The organism is Galbibacter sp., from assembly GCF_048266365.1.
In the GTDB taxonomy this organism is placed as follows: domain Bacteria; phylum Bacteroidota; class Bacteroidia; order Flavobacteriales; family Flavobacteriaceae; genus Galbibacter.
The window spans coordinates 66,877-90,936 of sequence record NZ_JBLWZP010000012.1; the positions used below are offsets into that span (position 1 = coordinate 66,877).

The 24,060-nt window shown below is 38.6% G+C and carries 19 protein-coding genes, 1 tRNA gene and 1 pseudogene; 10 read left to right on the plus strand and 11 right to left on the minus strand.

Annotation, left to right across the window (positions count from 1 at the left end):
* Nucleotides 1-107: 107 nt before the first annotated feature.
* The 6 genes from tsf to ACN0TV_RS14725 all read right to left on the minus strand — a co-directional run bounded on the left by tsf (nt 108) and on the right by ACN0TV_RS14725 (nt 6,954).
* Nucleotides 108-932 (minus strand): translation elongation factor Ts, encoded by an 825-nt coding sequence (gene tsf, locus ACN0TV_RS14700; RefSeq protein WP_417363745.1) that lies wholly within the window; start codon nt 930-932, stop codon nt 108-110.
* A gap of 95 nt (nt 933-1,027) precedes the next feature.
* Nucleotides 1,028-1,822 carry a 30S ribosomal protein S2 gene (gene rpsB / locus ACN0TV_RS14705; protein WP_417363747.1) on the minus strand — a complete coding sequence of 265 codons (795 nt, stop codon included), beginning with the start codon at nt 1,820-1,822 and terminating at the stop codon, nt 1,028-1,030.
* A gap of 200 nt (nt 1,823-2,022) precedes the next feature.
* Nucleotides 2,023-2,409 (minus strand): 30S ribosomal protein S9, encoded by a 387-nt coding sequence (gene rpsI / locus ACN0TV_RS14710; protein WP_008992059.1) that lies wholly within the window; start codon nt 2,407-2,409, stop codon nt 2,023-2,025.
* Nucleotides 2,409-2,864 carry a 50S ribosomal protein L13 gene (rplM, locus tag ACN0TV_RS14715; RefSeq protein WP_417363749.1) on the minus strand — a complete coding sequence of 152 codons (456 nt, stop codon included), beginning with the start codon at nt 2,862-2,864 and terminating at the stop codon, nt 2,409-2,411. The genes rpsI and rplM overlap by 1 nt, the downstream gene beginning before the upstream one ends.
* A gap of 153 nt (nt 2,865-3,017) precedes the next feature.
* Nucleotides 3,018-5,846, minus strand: a complete 2,829-nt coding sequence (gene polA, locus ACN0TV_RS14720) for a DNA polymerase I (RefSeq protein ID WP_417363751.1) — start codon at nt 5,844-5,846, stop codon at nt 3,018-3,020.
* A gap of 115 nt (nt 5,847-5,961) precedes the next feature.
* Nucleotides 5,962-6,954 carry an isoaspartyl peptidase/L-asparaginase family protein gene (locus ACN0TV_RS14725; RefSeq protein ID WP_417363753.1) on the minus strand — a complete coding sequence of 331 codons (993 nt, stop codon included), beginning with the start codon at nt 6,952-6,954 and terminating at the stop codon, nt 5,962-5,964.
* 40 nt (nt 6,955-6,994) lie between these two features.
* On the opposite strand from ACN0TV_RS14725, the gene ACN0TV_RS14730 reads away from it, so the two are divergent.
* The 3 genes from ACN0TV_RS14730 (at nt 6,995) to ACN0TV_RS14740 (ending at nt 9,414) form a co-directional block, all read left to right on the plus strand.
* Nucleotides 6,995-7,717: a copper homeostasis protein CutC gene (locus ACN0TV_RS14730; RefSeq protein WP_417363755.1), complete on the plus strand. Its 723-nt coding sequence runs from the start codon at nt 6,995-6,997 to the stop codon at nt 7,715-7,717.
* 59 nt (nt 7,718-7,776) lie between these two features.
* Nucleotides 7,777-9,018, plus strand: a complete 1,242-nt coding sequence (locus ACN0TV_RS14735; protein ID WP_417363757.1) for a metallophosphoesterase — start codon at nt 7,777-7,779, stop codon at nt 9,016-9,018.
* Between the two features lie 96 nt (nt 9,019-9,114).
* The gene (locus ACN0TV_RS14740; protein ID WP_417363759.1) at nt 9,115-9,414 is read left to right on the plus strand and encodes a thioredoxin family protein; all 300 of its coding nucleotides are present in this window, start codon (nt 9,115-9,117) and stop codon (nt 9,412-9,414) included.
* Nucleotides 9,415-9,418: 4 nt separating this feature from the next.
* Here the strand turns inward: ACN0TV_RS14740 and ACN0TV_RS14745 are convergent, their stop codons facing one another.
* On the minus strand, nt 9,419-10,054 hold the full coding sequence (locus ACN0TV_RS14745; protein WP_417363761.1) for a polysaccharide deacetylase family protein: 636 nt from the start codon (nt 10,052-10,054) through the stop codon (nt 9,419-9,421).
* An 86-nt stretch (nt 10,055-10,140) separates the two neighbouring features.
* The gene (locus ACN0TV_RS14750; RefSeq protein ID WP_417363763.1) at nt 10,141-13,461 is read right to left on the minus strand and encodes a DUF2723 domain-containing protein; all 3,321 of its coding nucleotides are present in this window, start codon (nt 13,459-13,461) and stop codon (nt 10,141-10,143) included.
* A gap of 252 nt (nt 13,462-13,713) precedes the next feature.
* Here ACN0TV_RS14750 and ACN0TV_RS14755 point away from each other — a divergent pair.
* Nucleotides 13,714-13,785: transfer RNA gene (locus ACN0TV_RS14755), tRNA-Gln, on the plus strand.
* Between the two features lie 110 nt (nt 13,786-13,895).
* Here the strand turns inward: ACN0TV_RS14755 and ACN0TV_RS14760 are convergent.
* On the minus strand, nt 13,896-14,612 hold the full coding sequence (locus ACN0TV_RS14760; RefSeq protein WP_417363764.1) for a LytR/AlgR family response regulator transcription factor: 717 nt from the start codon (nt 14,610-14,612) through the stop codon (nt 13,896-13,898).
* 23 nt (nt 14,613-14,635) lie between these two features.
* On the opposite strand from ACN0TV_RS14760, the pseudogene ACN0TV_RS14765 reads away from it, so the two are divergent.
* From ACN0TV_RS14765 to ACN0TV_RS14790, 6 genes and pseudogenes are all read left to right on the plus strand, one after another.
* Nucleotides 14,636-14,920, plus strand: a pseudogene (locus ACN0TV_RS14765) (outer membrane beta-barrel protein); the annotation flags it as partial.
* A gap of 231 nt (nt 14,921-15,151) precedes the next feature.
* On the plus strand, nt 15,152-15,613 hold the full coding sequence (gene rimP, locus ACN0TV_RS14770; protein WP_417363766.1) for a ribosome assembly cofactor RimP: 462 nt from the start codon (nt 15,152-15,154) through the stop codon (nt 15,611-15,613).
* Between the two features lie 13 nt (nt 15,614-15,626).
* Nucleotides 15,627-16,859, plus strand: a complete 1,233-nt coding sequence (nusA, locus tag ACN0TV_RS14775) for a transcription termination factor NusA (RefSeq protein WP_417363768.1) — start codon at nt 15,627-15,629, stop codon at nt 16,857-16,859.
* 41 nt (nt 16,860-16,900) lie between these two features.
* Nucleotides 16,901-19,855, plus strand: a complete 2,955-nt coding sequence (gene infB, locus ACN0TV_RS14780) for a translation initiation factor IF-2 (RefSeq protein WP_417363770.1) — start codon at nt 16,901-16,903, stop codon at nt 19,853-19,855.
* Between the two features lie 314 nt (nt 19,856-20,169).
* Nucleotides 20,170-20,592 (plus strand): VOC family protein, encoded by a 423-nt coding sequence (locus ACN0TV_RS14785; RefSeq protein WP_417363772.1) that lies wholly within the window; start codon nt 20,170-20,172, stop codon nt 20,590-20,592.
* A gap of 247 nt (nt 20,593-20,839) precedes the next feature.
* A complete protein-coding gene (locus ACN0TV_RS14790) occupies nt 20,840-21,643 on the plus strand; it encodes an endonuclease/exonuclease/phosphatase family protein (protein WP_417363774.1) in 804 nt (267 codons plus the stop codon).
* A gap of 20 nt (nt 21,644-21,663) precedes the next feature.
* On the opposite strand, the gene ACN0TV_RS14795 is transcribed toward ACN0TV_RS14790, so the two are convergent.
* Both ACN0TV_RS14795 and ACN0TV_RS14800 read right to left on the minus strand, forming a co-directional pair.
* Nucleotides 21,664-23,001, minus strand: a complete 1,338-nt coding sequence (locus tag ACN0TV_RS14795) for an alkaline phosphatase PhoX (protein ID WP_417363776.1) — start codon at nt 22,999-23,001, stop codon at nt 21,664-21,666.
* Nucleotides 23,002-23,225: 224 nt separating this feature from the next.
* Nucleotides 23,226-23,780 (minus strand): transposase, encoded by a 555-nt coding sequence (locus ACN0TV_RS14800; protein WP_417363778.1) that lies wholly within the window; start codon nt 23,778-23,780, stop codon nt 23,226-23,228.
* Nucleotides 23,781-24,060: the final 280 nt, after the last annotated feature.

Genomic DNA, 24,060 nt, shown 5'->3' on the forward strand with positions numbered 1-24,060 from the left:
AAAATAAACAAAATAATTAAGTCCCGTGCGCAGAATTTGTAGACACAAAAAAACCGCTCTTAAATCTAGTTAAAAAGCGGTTTAATATTATGGTTGTTAAAGACTATTTATCCTAGTGCAACTCTTTCAAATGCAGTTACTGTTAATTCACTATTAACAGACTTCACATAAGCAGTAACACTTTGTTTGTTGTCTTTGATAAAATCTTGATTTACTAAAGTATTGTCTTTGAAGAAACGGTTAAGTTTTCCTTTAGCGATGTTTTCTAACATAGCTTCTGGTTTTCCTTCTGCTCTTAAAGTTTCTTTAGCGATTTCGATTTCTTTATCGATCACTTCTTGGTCAACACCACTTTCATCTAGTGCTACTGGATTCATAGCTGCTGCTTGCATTGCTACATCTTTAGCGGCTACATCTGCACCTTCTACATTGGCAGAAAGACCAACAAGGGTAGCGATTTTGTTTCCAGCGTGGATATATGAACCTACAAATGGAGCTTCAAGAGTTCTGAAATCACCGATTTCAATTTTCTCCCCGATAACACCGGTTTGTTCGATTAATTTTTCAGAAACTTTGATTCCATTATAATCAGCATCAAGAAGAGCTTCTTTAGTATCGAAGTTTAAAGCCATTTCTGCAAATTCTGTTGCCATTTTCACGAAAGTTTCGTTTTTAGCAACAAAGTCAGTCTCGCAGTTAAGAGAAACTATAACACCTTTAGTAGTGTCTCCGTTAACCTTAGCGATAACTGCACCTTCGGCAGATTCCCTGTCAGCTCTTTTAGCAGCAACTTTCTGACCCTTCTTACGTAGGATCTCTACTGCTTTATCAAAATCACCTTCAGCTTCAACCAATGCGTTTTTGCAATCCATCATACCTGCACCGGTAGCTTTTCTTAATTTATTTACTTCTGCGGCTGTGATTTTTGCCATTTTGTTTTATGTTTTAATTCGTAAAGTCGTTATCCTTGATCTCTTGCCTACAAAGCAAAGAAAATTAAAGGGTAACGACTTTAAGAAATTATTATTTATTCGTTTTCTTCAGTTTCTAAGGCTTTGGCTTTTTTGTCTTTAGCCTCTTGCTCTACCTTTTTTTCATTGTCTTCATCTGCTTGTTTCTCAGCTTTATCTGCTTTTCTTTCAGATAAACCTTCAGCGATAGCGCCGGTTACATGCGTAAGAACTTTTTCAATGGATTTTGAAGCATCATCATTTGATGGAATTACGTATTCAACCTCTCTTGGGTCAGAATTGGTATCCACCATTGCAAATATTGGAATGTTTAATTTTTGTGCTTCTTTAACCGCGATGTGTTCGCGCATTGTATCTACAATAAACAAAGCCCCTGGAAGTCGGGTCATGTCAGAAATCGAACCTAAGTTCTTTTCTAATTTTGCTCTTAAACGATCTACTTGTAGTTTTTCTTTTTTAGAAAGTGTATCAAAGGTACCGTCTTTTTTCATTCTGTCGATAGCAGTCATTTTCTTAACAGCTTTACGGATAGTGACAAAGTTTGTCAACATACCACCTGGCCATCTCTCTGTGATGTAAGGCATGTTTACAGCACCTGCCTTGTCAGCAACGATATCTTTTGCTTGTTTCTTGGTAGCTACAAATAAAATTTTTCTACCTGAAGCTGCGATTTTCTTAAGGGCTTCATTAGCCTCCTCAATCTTAGCAGCTGTTTTGTATAAATTGATAACGTGGATTCCGTTACGCTCCATGTAGATATAAGGAGCCATGTTCGGATTCCATTTTCTAGTAAGGTGACCAAAGTGAACACCTGCTTCTAGTAAATCTTTAACTTCTATGTTATTTGCCATTTTTGTAATAGTTTACGTTCCGTTGCCCACACTGTGGGTGTTGTTTATTTAGCAATGTTAAAGTGGTCACGAGTGATCGATCGCCTTTACCATTTGGATGCTAAACCAATCTTCTTTCCCTAAGGAATAGAAGCAACGACATGTTTTTAAATTCAATAATTAATGAACAATGCAATAGTGCATTATAAATAATCGATCGATTAACGTTTTGAGAATTGGAATTTCTTACGCGCTTTCTTCTGACCGAATTTCTTACGCTCTACCATTCTTGGATCTCTTGTTAACAATCCTTCTGGTTTAAGGGTCAATCTGTTTTCTGCATCTACTTCGCAAAGTGCTCTTGAAATAGCAAGACGGATAGCCTCAGCTTGTCCAGTTACACCACCACCGTAAACATTTACTTTGATATCAAAATTCTCAACATTTTCAGTCAATGAAAGTGGTTGTTGAACTTTGTACTGTAAAGTTGGTGTTGGGAAGTACTGCGTAAATTCTTTTTTGTTGATGGTGATATCTCCTTTTCCTTCAGAAACGTACACTCTCGCAACAGCAGTTTTTCTTCTACCGATTTTGTGAATTACTTCCATTATTTAAGATCGTTTAAGTTAATTGCAGTTGGCTTTTGGGCATCTTGTTTGTGCTCAGTTCCAACATACACTTTTAGGTTACGGAATAAATCTGCACCTAATTTGTTTTTAGGGAGCATTCCTTTAATCGATTTTTCCAATATACGCGTAGGGTCTTTTTTGAATAACTCGCTCGCGTTTATTTTTCTTTGACCACCTGGATATCCAGTGTGACGGATGTATTCTTTAGCATCCCATTTTTTACCGCTAAGGCTGATTTTTTCTGCATTGATGATAACCACGTTATCTCCACAGTCAACATGCGGTGTGTAATTAGGCTTGTACTTACCTCTAAGTAGTTTGGCTACTTTAGAAGAAAGGCGACCTAGCGTCTGACCTTCAGCGTCCACTAAAACCCACTGTTTGTTAACAGTAGTTTTGTTAGCTGAAATTGTTTTGTAGCTTAATGTATCCACACTAACTTTTTTAAAAAATTAAACATTCCATTCCCATTCCCGAATGTAAAGTCGGGATAATGGGGTGCAAAAGTACAATTATTTATATTATTAGCAAATAGGGAATGTGAATAATTTTATACTATAAATGAATTGGTTCCTAGTGGTTTATCTTTAATGAGCTTCTAACCAGTTTTCACCTATGCCAATTTCGACATCAAGCGGCACCTTGAGCGTGTAAGCATTTTCCATTTCTGATTTTATAAGTTGCTTTACTGTATCAATTTCTTCTTTATGAGCATCGAAAACCAGTTCATCATGTACTTGGAGTAGCATTTTGGTTTTGAAATTACCCGCTTTTAACTTTTCTTGAATACGAATCATTGCTATTTTGATGATATCCGCTGCGCTTCCTTGGATGGGAGCATTAACAGCGTTTCGCTCAGCAGCACCTCTGACTACTTGGTTTCTGGAATTGATGTCTTTTAAGTAACGTCTTCGTCCTAGTATAGTTTCCACAAATCCGTTGTCCTGAGCAAAATGAACTTGTTTGCTCATATAAGCCCTTAGTTTTGGATAAGTTTCATAATAAGTGTCTATAAGTTCTTTGGCTTCTGTTCGGTTCAAACTGGTTTGATTGCTCAATCCGAATGCTGATACTCCATATATAATACCGAAATTCACGGTCTTAGCATTGCTTCGTTGCTCCCGAGTGACCTTATCTAAATCAACCTTGAATACCCTTGCGGCAGTAGATGCGTGAATGTCCTGTCCGTTTTTAAAGGCATTAATCATGGTGTCCTCATCACTTAGTGCAGCGATAATCCTCAATTCTATTTGAGAATAATCCGCAGCTAGAAGCAGGTAGTCTTCACTACGAGGAATAAATGCTTTTCGGACCTGTCTTCCTCTTTCTGTTCGAATTGGGATGTTCTGTAAATTAGGATTGTTAGAGCTTAATCTACCTGTTGCAGCCACTGCTTGACTATATACGGTGTGAACACGACCGGTCTTCGGATTCACTACCGTCGGTAGTGCCTCTATATACGTACTTTTTAATTTATTCAGCTGTCTCCATTCTAAAATGTCCGAGACGATCTTGTTATCCTTAGCCAGATAAGAAAGCACATCTTCCGCTGTGGAATATTGTCCGGTTTTGGTCTTTTTAGGTTTATCTACTAATTTGAGTTTGTCGAATAAGATTGGTCCCAACTGTTTGGGTGATGCAATGTTGAATTCCTCACCCGCTTGACTGTAAATATCCTTTTCCAATCGAATAATATCCGCATTGAGATCTTTGGTGAGGGAGTTTAAAAAATCCGTATCCAAACCAATACCCTCAATTTCCATGGCGGATAATACCTTGACCAAAGGGGATTCTATTTCTGTAAATACTTTTTCAGCATTATTTTGCTTTAACTGTGGTTCAAAAACATTTGCCAATTGCAATGTGATGTCTGCATCCTCTACGGCGTATTGCGTTTGCAATTCGAGCGGAGTGGAGCGCATATTTCCTTGATTTTTACCTTTTTTTCCAATCAGATCTTCTATTGGGATGGTTTTGTAATTGAGGTAAGTTTCAGCCAAAATATCCAGTTGATGCCTCATGTCCGGATTGATCAGATAATGTGCAATCATGGTATCGAAAATTGGGCCTTCTACACTGATATCATAATTAGAGAGTACCTTTATGTCGTACTTTAAGTTCTGACCTACTTTAATAATATTCGGATTTTCAAAAAAGCTTCTGAACTGTTCCAGCAGTTGTTTTGTTTGCTGTTGATCTTCAGAGAAACTCATGTAGTACCCACTGCCGACTTCCCAAGAAAAAGCACAGCCTACCAATTGCGCTTCAAGCGACTTTAAGCTGGTAGTCTCGGTGTCAAAACATACCCTTTTCTGCTTAAGGAGCATTTGAAGTAATAATTTGCGAGCCAAATCTGTATCAACATGCTGATATAAATGAGGAACTTGATCCAAGGTTTTATATCCTGATTCGATAGTTGTTCCAGCAGTCTGTGTGCTGGCCGGGTCGCTAAAGAGATCGAGTTGTTGTTCGTTAGATTTTGAAACCGTTGCAGCTTTATGGCTAGCAAGCTCAGCTTGATCACTGGGCTGTTGGTTAAAGGTTTTCATCAGGTTTTCTGCTAGTCTTCTAAACTCCAGCTCCTGAAAAATTTCCTGTACTTTTGGTAAATCAGGTGTGTTTAACTCGAAATCCTTCTCATCAAATTCTACAGGTACATCCAACATGATGCGGGCCAAATCTTTAGATAGTAACCCCAACTCGGCATTGGCCTCCACCTTTTCTTTCATCTTGCCTTTAAGTTGACTGGTATTTGCCAGTAGATTTTCCATGCTCCCAAATTCTTTCAGGAACTTTTTGGCCGTTTTTTCTCCTACTCCCGGTAATCCAGGGATATTATCTACTGCATCCCCCATCATACCTAAAAAGTCAATCACCTGCTCAGGGGTCTCTACCTCAAATTTCTGTTGAACTTCGGGAATTCCCCAAATTTCAATTCCGTTACCCATTCGGGCAGGTCGATACATAAAAATATTTTCAGAGACCAATTGTGCAAAATCTTTATCAGGGGTCACCATATATACGGTGTAGTTGGCTTTTTCTGCTTGTTTTGCAAGAGTTCCGATGATGTCATCCGCTTCATAACCCGGTTTTACAACACAAGGGATATGCATGGCTTCGAGAATCTGCTGTATAATTGGAACTGCAATTTTGATAGCCTCAGGTGTTTCGTCACGATTGGCTTTATAAGCTTCAAACATTTCCAAACGGTCTTTACTTCCTCCCTTGTCGAAGGCAACTGCGAGATGATCAGGTTGTTCTCTCTTAATGACGTCCAATAAAGAATTCATAAACCCTAAGACGGCGGATGTGTCCATGCCTTTAGAATTGATTCTAGGGTTTTTTATAAAAGCATAATACCCTCTGAAAATTAAGGCGTAAGCATCTAAAAGGAATAATTTCTTCTTTTCGGACATGTTGGTTTGTGTTTTTGTATTGCAATCGGTAAAGTTAAAAAAGTTCTAGGAGTTGTTTGCCTTAGTTTACAAATCAATTTTTTTCATCCTATTAATAGTGACTCTAAAGGATACTCTAGGATTTGACGTAACTATCGGAAGGATTATTACTTTGACCGCTTTCGTCGTACTTGCTGTAACTAAATCCCGGGTGAATACAATACGAGGCTGTTTCTCCTTGTTTATTAATTGCTAAGAACCCAACTTGGAATTCCTTGTGATTTTTATTCTTTGACACAATTCTATGTACGGCTTCGTGGCAGGCTTCCAAAGGTGATTTGCCTTGTCGCATCAATTCTACTATTAAAAATGATCCTACGGTTTTCATAACTTCTTCGCCCACTCCAGTAGCAGTTGCGCCTCCGACTTCATTATCGATATAAAGGCCAGAACCAATAATCGGAGAATCACCGACTCTTCCGGCAACTTTATAGGCCATTCCACTTGTGGTACAGGCACCTGAAATATCTCCGTTCTTATCGATGGCTAGCATGCCGATGGTATCGTGATTTTCAATATTGATGATGGTTTCATACTTGGATTCTTTTTTCCATTGTAACCATTCTTTTTTGGATTGTTCTGTCAGTAGATTTTCCTTTTTAAAACCTTGCTGGTAGGCAAATTTTTCGGCGCCTTTACCGGCTAACATAACATGAGGGGTTTCTTCCATGACCTTTCTTGCTACGGAAATAGCATGGGTGACGTTTTGCAGGTATACCACAGAGCCACAATTCCCTGATTTATCCATAATACAGGCATCAAGGGTTACATGTCCGTCGCGATCAGGACGACCGCCTTTGCCGACAGTTTGATTGGTTACATCAGCTTCTTCTACACGGACTCCTTGTTCGACCGCATCGATTGCCTCACCCCCGGACTCAAGTACCTCCCATGCTTTTGCTGTGGCATTGTGAAAATTCCAAGTACAAACCACAACGGGACCTTTGGCTGTGCCTGTGTTTGTAGTTTGGGATTGGGGTAGTTGATTGTTCCAAGATGATAATAGTGGTATAGAGAGCAGTCCACTGGCACCTAAGCCAGTCTTTTTCAGGAATTTTCGACGTTGCATAGCGGATTGTTGTTTACTTTTACGTTTTAAATATAAGCATATGTTGGTAGAAATTTGTTCAAATTCTTTGGAATCTGCACGATCTGCAGAAAAAGGTGGTGCAGATCGTATAGAATTATGCGCGGAGCTAGAGGTCGGTGGTGTTACGCCAAGTTATGGCACCTTAAAACAGGTTTTAAAATCCCTTTCTATTGAGGTGTTTGTACTGATTCGTCCTAGAAGTGGAAACTTCACTTATAGTGATTCTGAATTTGAGGTGATGAAGGAGGATATTATATGGTGTAAGGAAATCGGATGTCGAGGAATTGTGTCTGGCGTTCTTAACAACGACAATACTTTGGATGTGGAGCGTACACGAGAACTAATTCAATTAAGCGGCCCGCTATCTTTTACCTTTCACCGCGCCTTTGATTGGGTTAAAGAACCAGAGGAAGCTTTGAAAAAACTTATTGATATGGGGTGTTCTCGAGTTTTAACCAGTGGTCAACAACCCACTGCATATAAGGGGATTAAAATGTTGAATCATCTCCATAAATATTATGGAAACCACATAACATTAATGCCGGGAGGGGGGATTAATGAGGATAATATTACGGCATTTAAGCAGGCGGGTTTCCCAGAAATACACTTCTCCGCCAGCCAGCCGATCCAACAACTTAAAGCTACTGTTCCTTTAGCATTTAATGCAAATTTATACGATGAACGTTATGTTCGTAAGACCGATGCGACTAAAGTTGCCGAGCTTGTTGCTTTAGTTAAATAAAATTAAAAATACCTCCACTGAAAAGCAAATGAGGTACTTTTGAGTAAAAATTTGAATGTATGTCACGATTTATGATCGTTCTAGGAATACTCTATATTATTGGTGCTATATACGGATTTCAAGCATTCCGAACCTTGGTTAGAAACCCTTATTTACAAATCGCTTACGGTCTTGCCTTTTTAGGAATTCTAGTGAATCTATATTTTCAATTTAATTATTTTGATCGTTCGCAAGGCTTGACTCCTGGTATGGGATTGGCTATTGGACTCTTTTTGGCGTTTGCAGCATTGGGTTTAAGCAGTGGTTTTTTTATGCTAGTTGAAGATATTGTTCGTGTGGTAAGATGGGTGATTGGTAAGTTTGCTGTCTCAAATGATGTGGCTCATAGTGATTTCCCTTCTAGAAGAAGGTTTATAAGTCAAATAGCCCTAGGGGTGGCAGCTGTCCCATTCGTGTCTTTATTGTACGGGATGTTTAAAGGAAAGTATGATTACCAGGTATTGAAATACACTTTGGAGTTTGACGATCTTCCAGAGGCCTTTGATGGATATCGATTGACGCAGATCTCCGATATCCATAGCGGAAGTCTTGATAATAAGGAAAAAATTGAATACGTCGTTGACCTGATCAATAAACAAGAGTCGGATGTTGTACTTTTTACCGGCGATATAGTCAATAACATCGCCTCAGAGTTACATCCTTGGAAAGAGACCTTCGGTAAGTTGAATGCAAAGGATGGTACTTTTTCTGTTCTTGGAAATCACGATTATGGTGATTATGCCGAGTGGTCTTCGGAAGAAGCCAAAGCCGCTAATCTTGATGAGCTGAAACAAATTCAGAAAGAGATGGGATTTGAACTGCTTTTAAATGAAAATCGGTTTTTAGAAAAGGATGGTCAACGGATCGCCCTAATCGGAGTAGAGAATTGGGGCGAAGGTGGATTCAAAAAGGCTGGAGACTTGGAAAAAGCAATTAAAGACGTCAAAGCTTCAGACTTCAAAATACTAATGAGTCATGACCCTTCGCATTGGGAACATCAAGTGCTTGATCACCCTTATCATTACCATCTTACTCTAAGTGGTCATACCCATGGGATGCAATTTGGTGTTGAAATTCCAGGTCTTGTGAAATGGAGTCCTGCACAATATCGTTATAAGTACTGGGCTGGAATATACGAGACCGCAGGACAATATATTAATGTCAATAGAGGTCTTGGTTTCATTGGCTATCCGGGAAGAGTGGGTATTTGGCCGGAAGTTAGTGTTATTGAGTTGAGGAAAAAACCCAAAAGAGCTGTGTAATATCGCACACAAAATGTAGTCAATCAAAGTATTTGATGTGCAGTTTTACTTTTTTTTAGTACATTTGAGATGAATAGCCGTTAAAACTCAGTATGTATGTCAAAGTTTGGGGAGTTAATTGCTGGTGATGTTCCAGTACTTTTAGACTTTTATGCCGATTGGAACGATTCATCTAAATCCATGCACCCTGTACTTAGGGATGTAGCTGCTTCCTTAGGGGATAAAGCTAGAGTAGTAAAGATCGACATTGATAAGAACCAAGAGCTTGCAGAAGCATTACGAGTAAAAGGTTCTCCTACACTTATGATTTATAAAAATGGTGAGATGGTATGGCGTCAAACCGGGGAACAGGATTCTGATACCCTCATTGGACTGCTTCAAGAGTATCTCAAATAATCAGCTATAAGGCTGAACAGCGATATCCCGTTTTTTTCAATTCATTCAAGACTTTAGGTAGTACCTCTTTTAATACAGGATAGGACTTGATGCTATCATGAAACACTATGATACTTCCAGGCTTAATATTGTCAATCACGTTTCTTACACATTGGTCTGCAGTGTTTCTTAGATCAAAATCCGCACTCAGTACATCCCACATGATGATTTTATACCCTTGTCCCTGAAGTGCCTTAGTAGCTTTGGAAGATATTCTACCATAGGGTGGACGAAACAATTTTTTAGAACTGGGCTCATACTCTTTTATAAGCTCGGCTGTTAAACCGATATTTTTCAGGTACTCTTCTAAGGAGTATTTGTAGCAATTATAATGATTATAGGTGTGGTTCCCTATGCTGTGTCCGTCAGCTTTTATACGATTTAAAATTTCAGGGTGCTCTCGCATGTTCTTTCCGATACAAAAGAAGCTAGCCTTTGCCTTATGTGTTTCAAGTTGATCTAAAACAAAATCAGTGACCTCTAGAGTTGGACCATCATCGAAGGTTATAAAGACTTCTTTCTTATCCGTTTTAACTTCCCATATTTTGCTCTTAAAAACCCATTTTAAAAGCTTTGGGGTTTTGGCAACATATAGTTTCAATGTACGCAATTTAGTTCGAATTAGAAATCCTCCTGAGTACATATGGTGTACTCAGGAGGATGTAAAGATATATCATAGATAGTGACTTATTCGATGATCGAAGAATCTATCTGTATTTCAGGCACTGCATTATCAATAATAGGTTGCTGAGTTTGCTCCTTTTGATCAGCTGGTTCAGGTGCGCCGTATAAATTACTAAAGCGCTCTAAGTAGCTGTTAAAGGTTTGGGTCTGTGGCATTCCAAAATCTTGAGAATCATATCTTACCACAATATCCAATATACTTCTGTAGCGTTGTACATCAGAAACAATTTCTGAAGCGTATTGATACTGCTGTTCCAAAGGTAATTGGCTGTAGTAATTAAGGCTTTCTTGGTATTTTTTAGCCACACCCTTATAAAGTTCTCTGGCCTTTTCAACTTCACCTACTTGATAATATCCTTGAATGTATGGTTCTAAGAACACATAGTAGCCGAAGTATCCGAAAGGCATTTTTTCCATTGCCAGATCTAGAATCTCCTTGGCGCGTTCTTTGTCACCGTCTTTAATGAGTTCTTCTGTTAATCTTGCTAAGTTTCCACGATAGGAGATACTGTTTTTTCGAGTCTCAGGATCGTGATAGATGTCTGGCGATTCTGAATTACCCCAATGCCATTGTTTGACAATGTCATACATCAAATCTGGATCTAGTCTTCCCATCTGATATGGGTTGTTTTTGTCAACAGGGGTTTTGATAGGAACTAATTTATAGACAAGGCCATCCAGTTGTAAATAATCCTTCATCCACATATATTCTGCGGCATCAAAGCTTCCGCCGGTAAAATAAATGGGACGTTCCCAGTTGTTGTTTGCCAATAAATCCAACATCAGCAATCTGTTTTTAGTCAGTGCAGTTTTTGGAAGATCAATATCAATATAATCTACAATCTTCGCTGAATCCTTAGCCTTGACCAGCCCGTTCTCTAACACGGTGTTTTTATTGACAGGAACTCTTATTTTGTTGGTAGGATAGAAGATTAAATTGAGATAACTTTCCGGATATTGGCTTGGATCTCCTCCTTGTTTTTTAATCAATGTTCTAAAAGTGTTCTCATCATTACTAACCCAATCCATGAATCGTTTAATATCCCAACGTTCATCTGTGAGTTGCTGGTAATAGACCACATCCCGAATACCATAAACATATTTATCGTGTGTGAGCTGTGAAGGGATAGGTTTACTCTCATAAGCCGCCCTTTTCATTTGGTCGATATACCAATCAGTAGCAAAGAGACTCGTATTAATGGTGCGAACATCGGTGCGATACCCTTCTATTTCCTGGGCATACCACAGGGAGAAGGTGTCGTTGTCACCTATAGTAAACAGTATTGCCCCGGCATCTTCCTCTATAGAGTCCAAATAGGACTTTGCCATTGACTGAGCCGTATAACGATCTGCGCGATCATGGTCATCCCAGTTTTGACTTACCATCACCACCGGAACTGCCATTACGCATACTGCAGTAACAATTGGTGCCAATATTTTAGGGTTTAGGTATTTTTTAAATTCTTCAAATAAACCATAGACACCTAATCCTATCCACATAGAGAAGACAAAGAACGAGCCTACAAGGGCGTAATCACGTTCTCTAGGTTCGAAAGGGCGTTCATTTAGATAAATTTTTAACGCCAATCCCATAAACAGGAACAGCATAAAGAGGATCCAAAACAGTTGCTTGTCTGATTTAAACAGGAATAGCAAACCTATAATCCCTAAGATAAGTGGTAAGAAGAAATAGGTGTTTCTCGCTTTGTTTTCTAATACATCGCTAGGTAGGTTGTCTTGAGATCCTAGATGCCATTCATCCACGAACTTAACCCCGCTTAACCAGTTACCGTGATTGTCAAGTTTGCCTTGAATATCATCTTGTCGACCTACAAAGTTCCACATAAAATACCTCCAATACATATACCCCATTTGAAACTCAAAAAGGTAATGCATGTTTTGTGCGAAACTTGGTTTCTCTATAGTCAAAAAATTATTGAACTGCTTTATAAAGTCTATGTATTGATCTTCGTCAACGGTTCCGTTTTCCAAATCCCGTTTAAATTGGGAAACCGCATCGGTCAATTGCTTTTCACCTCGGTATTGCGGTTTGACCTGAATATTAAGAGGCCCGGTTATCTTCATGTAGTTGGCCGCATGCTCACTACTCCACATACGTGGTAAAAGCCCTAAGTGGTCACTATTCGGTGCTACTCTTGCGTCCTTATAGTGGTTGACAATTACATACGCCCCTTTTTCATAGTCTCTTTCGTATTTTGGCTTGTCATCCATATAGGGGTCGTCCGGATCCTGCCCAGCAAAGGCATCAGAATACATTGGTCCGTAAAACAAATGTGTTTCGGGATATTGTTCCAGATTGTAATAGGCCAATAATTGTCTGGCATCTGTTGGACTGTTTTCATTGATAACCGTTCCGGCATTAGCTCGGATAGGGATCATCATCCAGGTGGAAAATCCAACAAGGATAAACATAACACTCAGAACAATGGTATTTATAAGCTTGTAATCTTTTTTTCTGGTGTAGGTCAATGCAAAATAGAATAGGGCTATAATTAAAATCCCAGCAATAATTGTACCTGAGTTAAAAGGAAGTCCGATACTGTTGACAAAAAACACTTCGAGATATCCAAAGAATTTCATCACGTTAGGTAGTAGCATTTTGAAAATAAACAGCAGTATACCGACTGAAATGACATTGGCGATTATAAAGGATTTTGCAGTATGTTTTTCTGTGTTTTTAAAGTAATAGATCATTCCAAGTGAAGGAATGGTCAAGAGGGCCATAAAGTGAACCCCAAAAGAAAGGCCTATGACTAGGGAAATTAACACCAGCCATTTGTGTCCTCTCGGTGTATGTATATCATCTGCCCATTTGAGCCCTAACCACACCATCAGGGAGGTTAGTAGCATGGCCATGGCATAAACCTCGGCTTCTACAGCGTTAAACCAAAAACTGTCAGAAAACGTAAAAGCTAAGGCTCCTACAACACCACTTCCTAGTATGGCAATATAATTTCCTACACTTAAGTCTCCACCTCTTTTTGCTAATTTTTTAGTAATGTTGGTGATGGACCAAAACATAAATAAAATGGCAAAAGCACTTGAGAATACGGACATATGGTTAACCGTGACCGCAACGGCCTGTGTATCTGATGCGAACATAGCAAAAAACGCGCCCATCATTTGGAAAAATGGAGCTCCCGGCGGGTGACCTACCTGTAATTTGGCAGAAGTGGCTATATATTCGCCTGCATCCCAAAAACTTGATGTTGGTTCTACCGTGAGATGGTAAGTCAATAAGGCTATTAAAAAAACTATCCATCCCAGAATAGTATCCCATTTTTTAAATCGTTCTGCAGACATCTATGTTATTTTCTAAAATATTATGGTATTTAACAGGCGAATTTAAGAAAATATATACGAAAGTAAATTACTTTTGTTTAATGTTAACAACCAGAGGCCTAATGTTGGCATTTCGTGAGGCTTACATGCTTAATATTTGGGGTGATTCTGAGAAGGGATAAAAAATAATTTAAAAATGTTTGTGCATATCAAACTTTGTTATAAATTTGCACCTGCTTTTACGGATGATACTTTTTGAAAGCAAACGTTTACTGGCCTATGGTGTAATTGGTAACACAGCTGATTTTGGTTCAGTCGTTCAAGGTTCGAGTCCTTGTAGGCCAACATTTAAAAATAATCCTAATCATTTATTTGGTTGGGATTTTCTGTTTTAGGCCCGATCTGTACCCAAAAATTATCCTTTCAGAATTGTTGAAACAAAGTAATATTTAGTGTTATAATTTCTTTTGATTTATTTTTTCAAAAAAGGCATTTTTATAAGTATCTCCTAGCGGGAGGTTTTTCTGGAACACCCATACCTGGTTAGTGTCTGTTTTTTCAACTTTGTTAAGGGCTACCATAAATGATTTATGGATTTTGATAAAGAGGGTGGCAGATAAATTTTCTTCGAAATACTTTAGGGTGTTATAGGTGACAATTTGTTCGTTTTCAGTGTGGAGAACGACGTAATTTTTAATGCTTTCCAAGTAATAAACATCAGTGATACGTACACGTTTAGACCTGTTCATTCGATCAGTTTTCACGAAAAAAAAGTCATCCTCTGTCGCGTGAGTTGATGGATAAGGTGTTTTTTCTTGTTTTTTCACTTTTTCGACAGCGGCGATAAAATGGTCAAATGAGATGGGCTTCAAGGTACAATCGGCTGCATCCAGCTCAAAAGTATTAATAGCAAATTGGGTGTAGGCGGTTGTGAATATAACCTTGATGTTGTTGTTTATGAGTTTAAAGAGTTGAATTCCAGTCAAACCAGGCATTTGAATATCTAAAAACGCTATGTCTGGTTGATGCCTTTCTATCAACTGCAAGGCTTCAAGCGAATTTCGCGTAGATGCTATACATCCTATACCGGTTAATTGTTCAGCATATTTTTCCAATATTCTGATAGCTGGCGGTTCGTCATCTACGATTATGCAAGTTAATTGTTTACTCATTTTAAAAATGGAATGGTTTCTACAGTAAAAGAGAATCTTCCAATGGATATAACAGGCCAAATTATGATTTTAGCTTATCGGTCAAAAAAATGCTTTGGAATAAAAAAGTACAGTTGGTTGCTGGTTGTAGCAATATTTTAAAGAAATCAAAGTACTCCAGTATTTCTCGTGTAGAGGATGTTACAGTCGATTGGACTAACAAATGGGAAACACGAAGGTTTAAACTCCAGGTTACTTATTATTTTGGAGGGAAAAAGAGTAAAGGTGTAAAAGGCACCTCCTTAGGTGCTGAAAAGGGTAGGATGTAAGATGAGTAATTGAGGTTTTTCCAGGCCCCAATTTCAGTGCTTTAATTATTTTTTATTGTCTGTTGAAAGGACCTTAAAAGCTCGCCGAATTCGGAGCAGGAATAATTTGATAACGAACAATTTACTTGCTGGGTAAAGTCGTATAAAAAAAATTTGTATATTTGCACCGTTGAAAGTGAATAATCTATTTCAGAGGGGACAGGCAGTCCCCTCTTTTTATACTAACTATAGATGTTGAGAGACGAAGTAACAACGCTTTTAAATGAAATTCTAGAAGAGAAACAGTCGCTATTTCTGATTGATTTTTCGCTAAGTTCCGACAATAAAATAAAAATAATTATTGACGGTGATAATGGTGTTTCTTTAAAGGATTGTATGGATGTTAGTAGACATGTAGAACACAATTTGGATCGAGAAGAAATTGACTTTTCGTTAGAGGTAACCTCTCCAGGTGCTACAGAACCTATCAAACATCGCAGACAATATCAAAAAAATATTGGCAGAACACTTGAGGTGACTACCAGTGATAATAAGATTGAAGGCGAACTTACAGCGGTAACCGCCAATGGATTGCAATTAGCTTGGAAGGCCCGGGAACCTAAACCGGTAGGTAAGGGTAAAGTTACTGTTAAGTACGAGAAAGAAGTCCTTTTTGAGGATATACAAGAAGCTAAAGTAATGGTAAAATTTTAATTAAAGAACAGACATGGAGAATCTGGCATTGATCGAATCTTTTTCTGAATTTAAAGATGATAAGCTTATAGATCGTGTAACCCTAATGGCCATTTTAGAAGATGTATTTAGAAATGCGCTAAAAAAGAAGTTTGGATCTGATGATAATTTTGACATTATTATCAATCCAGACAAAGGAGATTTGGAGATCTGGAGAAATCGTATAGTGGTAGCTGATGATGAGGTTGAGGATGAGAATCAAGAGATATCACTAACCGAGGCAAGAAAAATCGAACCCGACTTTGAAGTGGGTGAGGATGTTTCTGAGGAAGTAAAGTTAATTGATCTTGGAAGAAGGTCTATTTTGGCCTTACGCCAAAACCTTATCTCTAAGATACACGAGCACGACAATACAACTATATACAAGCAATTTAAAGATCTTATTGGAGAGATTTATACTGCTGAGGTACATCATATCCGTCATAAGGCAGTTATTCTACTGGACGATGAAGGAAATGAAATTATATTGCCAAAAGACAAGCAGATTCCTTCGGACTTCTTTAGAAAAGGAGAAAATGTACGTGGTATCATTGAAGGAGTAGAGCTAAAAGGTAATAAGCCTATGATTGTAATGTCTCGTACGGCACCGGAATTTCTGGAAAAATTGTTCGAGCAAGAAATCCCAGAAGTATTTGATGGCTTAATTACCGTTAAGAAGGTGGTTAGGATTCCTGGAGAAAAAGCGAAGGTTGCTGTGGATTCTTATGATGATCGTATTGATCCAGTAGGAGCATGTGTGGGAATGAAAGGTTCCAGGATTCACGGAATTGTACGTGAATTGGGGAATGAAAACATTGATGTGATCAATTACACCAGTAATCCACAATTATTTATTAGTAGAGCATTGAGCCCAGCTAAAGTAAGTTTAGTAACTTTGAACGATGAAACCATGCACGCTGAGGTGCTATTGAGACCTGAAGAGGTATCTAAAGCAATTGGTAAAGGTGGTTTTAATATTCGTTTGGCCGGTCAATTAACAGGCTATGAAATAGATGTATTGAGAGAGGGTGTTGAGGAAGATGTTGAATTAACGGAATTCTCTGATGAAATAGAGCAATGGATTATTGATGAATTTAAAAGAATAGGTCTTGACACTGCAAAAAGTGTACTGGATAACGATATTGAAGATCTTATTAAAAGAACAGATCTTGAAGAAGAGACTATTCTTGAGATAGTTAGGATTCTTAAAGAAGAATTTGAAGACTAACTTTTCCATTAAGAATATAAAATTAGGATAACAAGAATTATATGGCTGAAAGCGCAAAATTGAGGCTAAATAAGGTTTTAAGAGAGTTAAACATTTCTTTAGACAGGGCTGTAGAACATCTATCGTCAAAGGGTTTTGACATAGAGGCTAGACCTACAACCAAAATCACTAGTGAGGTGTATAATGTTCTCTTAGACGAATTTCAAACAGATAGGAGTAAAAAGGTTGCCTCCAAAGAAGTCGGTGAGGAAAAACGTAAGGAGAAAGAGGCCATTCGCCAAGAATTGGAGAAGGAGAACGAAGTAAAACGCCAAAAACAATTGGAAGAGGAACAGGTGGTTATCCGTGCTCGGGCAACTCTTTCTGGACCTAAAACTGTTGGAAAAATCGATCTTGGTGATAAGAAAAAGGACGATGCAACTAAAGCTCGCAAGGAAGATAAGCCATTAGATAAAGCGTCGGAACCAGTTCAAGAATTAGAAGACAAACCTAAGCCAGAGCCCAAAGAAAAAGCTGTTGAAATGGCTGTTGAAAAAGCTCCTGCCAAAGAGGAAAAAACTCCTGCCAAAGAAGAAAAAGCTAAGGAAGTTAAAACTACCGTTGCTGATACTAAAAAGGAGGAGGAACCAATTGCAAAAACTCCAGAAAAACCGGTTGCTCCAGTCAAGGACACTAAAACAGAAGAGGTGAAGAAGCCAGAAACGCCCAAACCATTGGAAACCCCTAAATCTCAGGTTAAAACCAAAAAGGTAATCATTGATGATGAGGTGGTGGATTCTGAGCAAATCAAAACCAACTACACTAAACTTTCAGGTCCTAATTTTACAGGTGAAAAAATTGATTTATCTCAGTTTAATAAGCCTAAAAAGAAAAAGGAAACTAAAGATGATCCTGCTAAAAAAGGAGCCAAAACTACAAGTTCTACTGATGATAAAAAGAAACGTCGCAGAAGAATAAGTAAAGACAATAAGGACACTCGTCCTAATAATAACAATACCGGTACTGGCGGCAACAGATTTAATAAGGATAACAATAGAAACAACCGACGTAAAGGTGGTGCTGCTACCAGACGTCCAGTTGAAAAAGTGGAGCCTACTGAGGAAGAAGTACAAAAACAAGTACGTGAGACCTTAGAAAAACTCCAAGGTAAAGCCTCTAAATCTAAAGGTGCAAAATACCGTAGAGAGAAGAGAGATTTTCACAAACAGAAAACAGAGCAGGATCTTGCACAACAAGAGGCTGAAAGTAAAACACTTAGAGTAACTGAGTTTGTTACCGTTAGTGAGTTAGCAACATTGATTGATGTTCCTGTAACTAAAATTATCTCAGCTTGTATGTCACTGGGAATGATGGTAACAATGAATCAGCGTCTAGATGCTGAGACCCTAACCATTATTGCTGATGAATTTGGATATGAAGTTGAGTTTATAACAATTGACCTTGAGGAAGGTGAAGAATTAAAAGTTGACGCTCCTGAAGATCTTGAGTCAAGAGCTCCAGTTGTTACTGTGATGGGTCACGTTGACCACGGTAAGACTTCTTTATTGGATTATATCCGTGAAGAGAACGTTATCGCTGGAGAGAGCGGAGGTATTACACAGCATATTGGTGCATACGGGGTAACCTTGAAAAATGGTCAGAAAATCACCTTCCTTGATACACCTGGTCACGAAGCCTTTACGGCGATGCGTGCTCGTGGTGCTCAAGTAACCGATATGGCGATTATCGTAATTGCTGCTGATGATGATGTGATGCCTCAAACTAAGGAGGCAATAAGCCACGCCCAAGCAGCCGGAATCCCAATTGTGTTTGCTATTAACAAAGTGGATAAACCAACGGCGAATGTAGATAAGATTAAAGAGGGTCTTGCAAATATGAACCTGTTAGTTGAAGATTGGGGTGGTAAAATCCAATCTCAAGATATCTCAGCTAAAACTGGTGCAGGAGTTGCAGAATTGCTGGAAAAAGTTCTTTTAGAAGCAGAATTGCTAGAACTGAAAGCTAACCCGAATAAGAATGCTGTAGGTGCCGTAGTTGAAGCATACTTAGATAAAGGTAGAGGATATGTATCGACGGTATTAGTTCAGGGAGGAACCTTGAAAATCGGAGATTATATGCTAGCCGGAACTCATAGTGGTAAGGTAAAAGCCATGCAGGATGAGCGAGGAAACAATATACCGGAAGCAGGTCCTTCAACACCAATTTCAGTTTTAGGATTGGATGGTGCACCACAAGCCGGGGATAAGTTTAACGTTTATGAGGATGAAAAAGAGGCAAAACAAATTGCAGCAAAACGTACTCAATTACAACGTGAACAATCTGTAAGGACTCAGCGACATATTACTCTCGATGAGATCGGTAGACGTATCGCACTAGGTGAGTTTAAAGAATTAAACATTATCCTTAAAGGAGATGTTGATGGATCGGTGGAAGCCTTGACTGACTCCTTCCAGAAGCTTTCTACTGAGGAGATTCATATCAATATTATTCACAAAGCAGTTGGACCTATTACGGAATCCGATGTTTTATTAGCGACTGCTTCAGATGCAATTATTATTGGATTTAATGTTAGACCTATGGGTAATGCGAGAAGCATTGCTGATAAAGAAGAAATTGATATCCGAACTTACTCTATCATCTATGATGCGATTAACGACCTCAAAGATGCAATGGAAGGAATGTTGTCACCTGAATTGAAAGAAGAAATTACCGGAACCGCAGAAATTAGAGAAACCTTCAAAATCTCTAAAGTGGGTACTATTGCAGGATGTATGATTACTGATGGTAAAGTATACAGAAATTCTGAAATTCGTTTGATTCGTGATGGTGTGGTTATCTATACCGGAGAGCTATTATCTCTTAAACGCTTTAAAGACGACGTTAAAGAAGTTTCAAAAGGGTACGACTGTGGTCTTCAAATCAAGAATTATAATGATATTCAAGTTGGAGATATTGTTGAGAGTTTCCGAGAGGTTGAGGTTAAGAAAAAACTTTAATCCGGGTCTCACAGTACTCACTAAATAATATAATTTTTCAAAATATTAATGGATGTTGGTTCGCTGGCATCCATTTTATTTTTACTGCAATTCGTTAAGAATCTTTAAGATGCCCACTTTTCAAAAGTCTACTTACGAATTGTCGTATACCCCACTTAGAATTGGCGGAATCTACCCTTAATCGTGTGATTTTATTTTCTAACTTTGTTTTATAAGTCTGTTATTGGCAACAATACCCTGAGGAGTATTAGATTTCAAGGCGATTTAAGACCAGTACATTAAAACACCGTAACACAAATCAAAACACTACTTTTATGAAAGTCAACATTTATCTAAACTTTGACGGCAATGCTGAAGAGGCATTTAATTTTTATAAATCGGTATTCGGAGGTGAGTTCACCTTTAATATGAAAATGGGAGATGCCCCTGATAGTGAAAAGCTAGCTAAGAACGAACTAAACAGGATCATGCATATTTCTTTGCCATTGAGTGGGGATACTGTATTGATGGCTTCGGATATAGTGCCCTCTGCCGGTCATGTTTTAAAGCAAGGGAACACGAATTACATCTCTGTACATCCGGATAGTCGTCAAGAAGCGGATCGCTTGTTTGACGGCCTCTCCAAAGGTGGGTCAGTAGAAATGTCCATGGAAGATCAATTTTGGGGAGATTACTTTGGGAGCTTTGTGGATAAATTTGGAGTTCACTGGATGATCAACCATAACGATCAGTCTTAAAGTAATCTGCTTTTGCTAAATTTATACAACAAGTGAATAACTTGACATCATATAAATTCCTTTTTGGATCAGCTGACCTTAAGGGAATTTTTTGTGATACCCCATAAATTGAATGTTAATCTGCTAAAATTACACGCAAGCTTTTTGATAAATCTAACAGATTGTTATAACTTCACTGCAGTATGCAATTGCGGCAGCACACTGTGATTGTACAAGCAATCATTTGATAATTTATTTCCGAAATGCCATGGCTAGAAAATTTGCGATAAGAGTCCTACTGATTTTAACCCTCTACTTTCCAATGCAATTATCAGCACAGCAACAGTCGCAAGAGCGTAAAATTGTACGTGTGTTGACCTTCAATATCCTACATGGAGCCACAACCAAAGGTGATTTTAATTTAGATGTCCTGTCAGATGTCATTAATAAAGCCAATCCAGATTTTGTCGCCTTACAGGAAGTGGATTTTAAAACCAAACGTGCAAGAAACCTTGATCTGACCACGGAGTTAGCACAGCGTACAGGAATGACATCCTACTATGCTAGAGCAATGGACTACGATGGTGGAGCTTATGGTGAGGGTGTTTTGTCTAAGAGACCAATTTTGGCTGCTCGCAATGTTGCACTACCGCATCAACCAAATAGTGAACCTAGAGCTGCTGCAGAAATTACAGTAGTAATCACCTCTGGAGATACGATCCGTTTCATTGGAACACATTTGGATCATTTAAAGGATTCTAAAGATCGAATGATGCAAGTAGAGGAAATCAACAAAAAATTAGTCGACATTCCTTATCCTGCTATTCTAGTCGGCGATCTTAACGATATTCCAGAAAGTAAACCTATTACCATCTTAGAGTCAAAATGGGGTGCCGCTTACAAGGATACCAAATTGGAGTATACCTTTCCGTCTGACGCTCCTAGAGCCAAAATTGACTATGTCATGTACACTCCTAAAAACCGTTGGAAAGTACTTGAAGCCGAAACTATTTGCGATGAAATAGCTTCGGATCATTGTGCGTACCTTGTCGTTTTAGAATTGGTTCAATAGGATTGTGAATTCCGTTTTACTTAGCTGTGGAATTTTTCCCACGGTCCGGTAATGGCTACTGTTTCTCCGTTTTCCTGTATATTTACGAACAAGGTTTTACCTGATGGTGAAAACACAGCTCCTGCGAGTTCTGAATTACTGCTTTTGTTAATTCCGAAAAGTTGGATGTTCCCCTCTTGATCTATGATGTGTAGGCGATTGAATTCACCATTGTCCTCACATGCCATAACTGCACCCCATGGAGTAATGGTAAGGTTGTCACACATATGTAGGACCGTTTTATCTTCAGATTCAGCAAAGAGTTCTAAGGTGTCTGTTTTAAGGTTGATCTTAAATACTTGACCAAAACGCTTAGGCCCTCCGTTGGTACATGCAAAGTAAACCTCATTATCACTATACCACATTCCTTCACCTCTGGCAAAACAGGCTGCACCTAATTTCATTCCTCGGTAACGAAGGTCATCTTCTTTGGGAGTAACATTGTCGATATCTATCCATTGGATCGGCATTTCTTTATTGAGCGCTACTGTTTTTTCTTCCCAGTTTCGGGTATCCATAGTTTTTTGATCAACGATCGCTAAAACTTGGAGTTTTCCCCCAGCATGTAGATCGTTTTTATCATGAGGTATAAACCTATAAATGAGACTATCATGCCTATCTTCTGTTTGGTATATATATCCGGTTTTAGGGTCAACGGCAACTGCTTCATGATTAAACCTTCCCATCTCAAGAATAGGTCTTGCTTCTATCAAACCATCCGCATCCGCTGGTACATCAAATACATAGCCGTGATCCTTTTCTACAAATTCTCCGTCAGCATTACTAACATCTTCCTCGCAAGTTAACCAGGAATTCCAGGGGGTAACACCACCGGCACAATTGCGATAGGTTCCTGCCAAACTTAGGAATTGCTTTTCTACCATCCCAGTGGCTTCATTATAGATGAGTGTTGTAGTGCCTCCAAGACCAGGCTTTTCCGATTTCCCAGCGTCATATAGCTTACTTATATCTACCTTATGGATCCATTGGTTGTTTTCTCCAAACGGGCTGTCCGATATGGGAGAAGGGTTATTCTCGTGGTTTCTAATCAGAACTACTCTTTGTCCGGGACCTTTAAATGCACCCATGCCATCAGGACGCCCAGGCACCCTAAGACCATCGCTCATCTGATCCCCATGTCTGGAAATAATCTTATACGTAAATCCTTCAGGAAGATCCAAATACCCTTGTGGGTCAGTTTTTAGAGGAATTAAGCCGGTGGCGTCTGAAGTTTTGGATGATTTTAAAGTACATCTTGATAATGCTAAAAACCCTAAAGATACTAGGGCAGTTTGTGTGACAAAGGTTCTTCTTTTCATGATTCAATAGTTACAAAACATTACAGATCTTCGAATCCCTGATGTAATGTGTTTTTTTGTTATTATAGGCATTCCCAATACACTTTTGATAAAGGGTTTGGGATTATGCAAAATAATCAAAATTAAATCCAACTCATATTAATTAATTGTAAAGAGGGTATTAAATCCAAGCCTATATAGAACTGTTAATACTCTTTATTGGATGCAGAGGTGTTTAGATGTTTTTAATTGTTAGAAGGCTTTTTAACTACCATGGCTATATAATAGTTGGGTATCCACCCCACCAATCCCGTAATGCCCCTTAGCTTGTTTTTGTTATAGTTGTTCTTCTTACTGTTCTGTGCTCGGATATTGGTGGGATCACCTGCTATGAGCTGCCCGCCGATAAGGTTGAAGTTCTTGGCCATTTCTACGCTGTGTCTAAACACTCTCCTTATGGCCTTGTGGTTGGCCTTTCTAAAACGTGCAATAGTGTTATGGTTAGTTTTAAGATTTTTCAATAACCAAATCTCTTCAAGGTTTCGCTGACATTCCTTTTCCAACTGACGAGAGGATCGCATGCGGTCCATATACCCATAATTGTTAAGCTTGAGTAAATCGGAAGGATGATATGGTGGGCGTCCTTGTGATGCTAAAGATTGGAACCCCATTTGTTCCAAATCCAAAGTTGTCATAAATTGATCTATTAAACGAACAGTGTTATCTAGGGGAACCATGTCATCCAAACAAGTGGCATACAAAGTTAATTGACCCCTGTCTTCTCCTTGTAAATATTCCATTCTTCAAGATAAAAAATCAATCTTAAATATCATAGAATTTTGAGATAGTCTGACGGTCTCTGCTATGAATAGTTCCGTGGTTTAGCACTTAACTTTGCAAGTATAAACCAAACTGAAAATCCGTAAGGATTTTCAGGAGCAGGCGAGAACAAGAAATTACTTATAGCCAATGTTGACATTTCGTTTTTTTATATAGACAATAACTTTTCATATGTGTTTTATTTTCATTTTAGTTAATTAAAGGCATAGTTTGCCTGTAAAACCAATAGATTTTATTAAG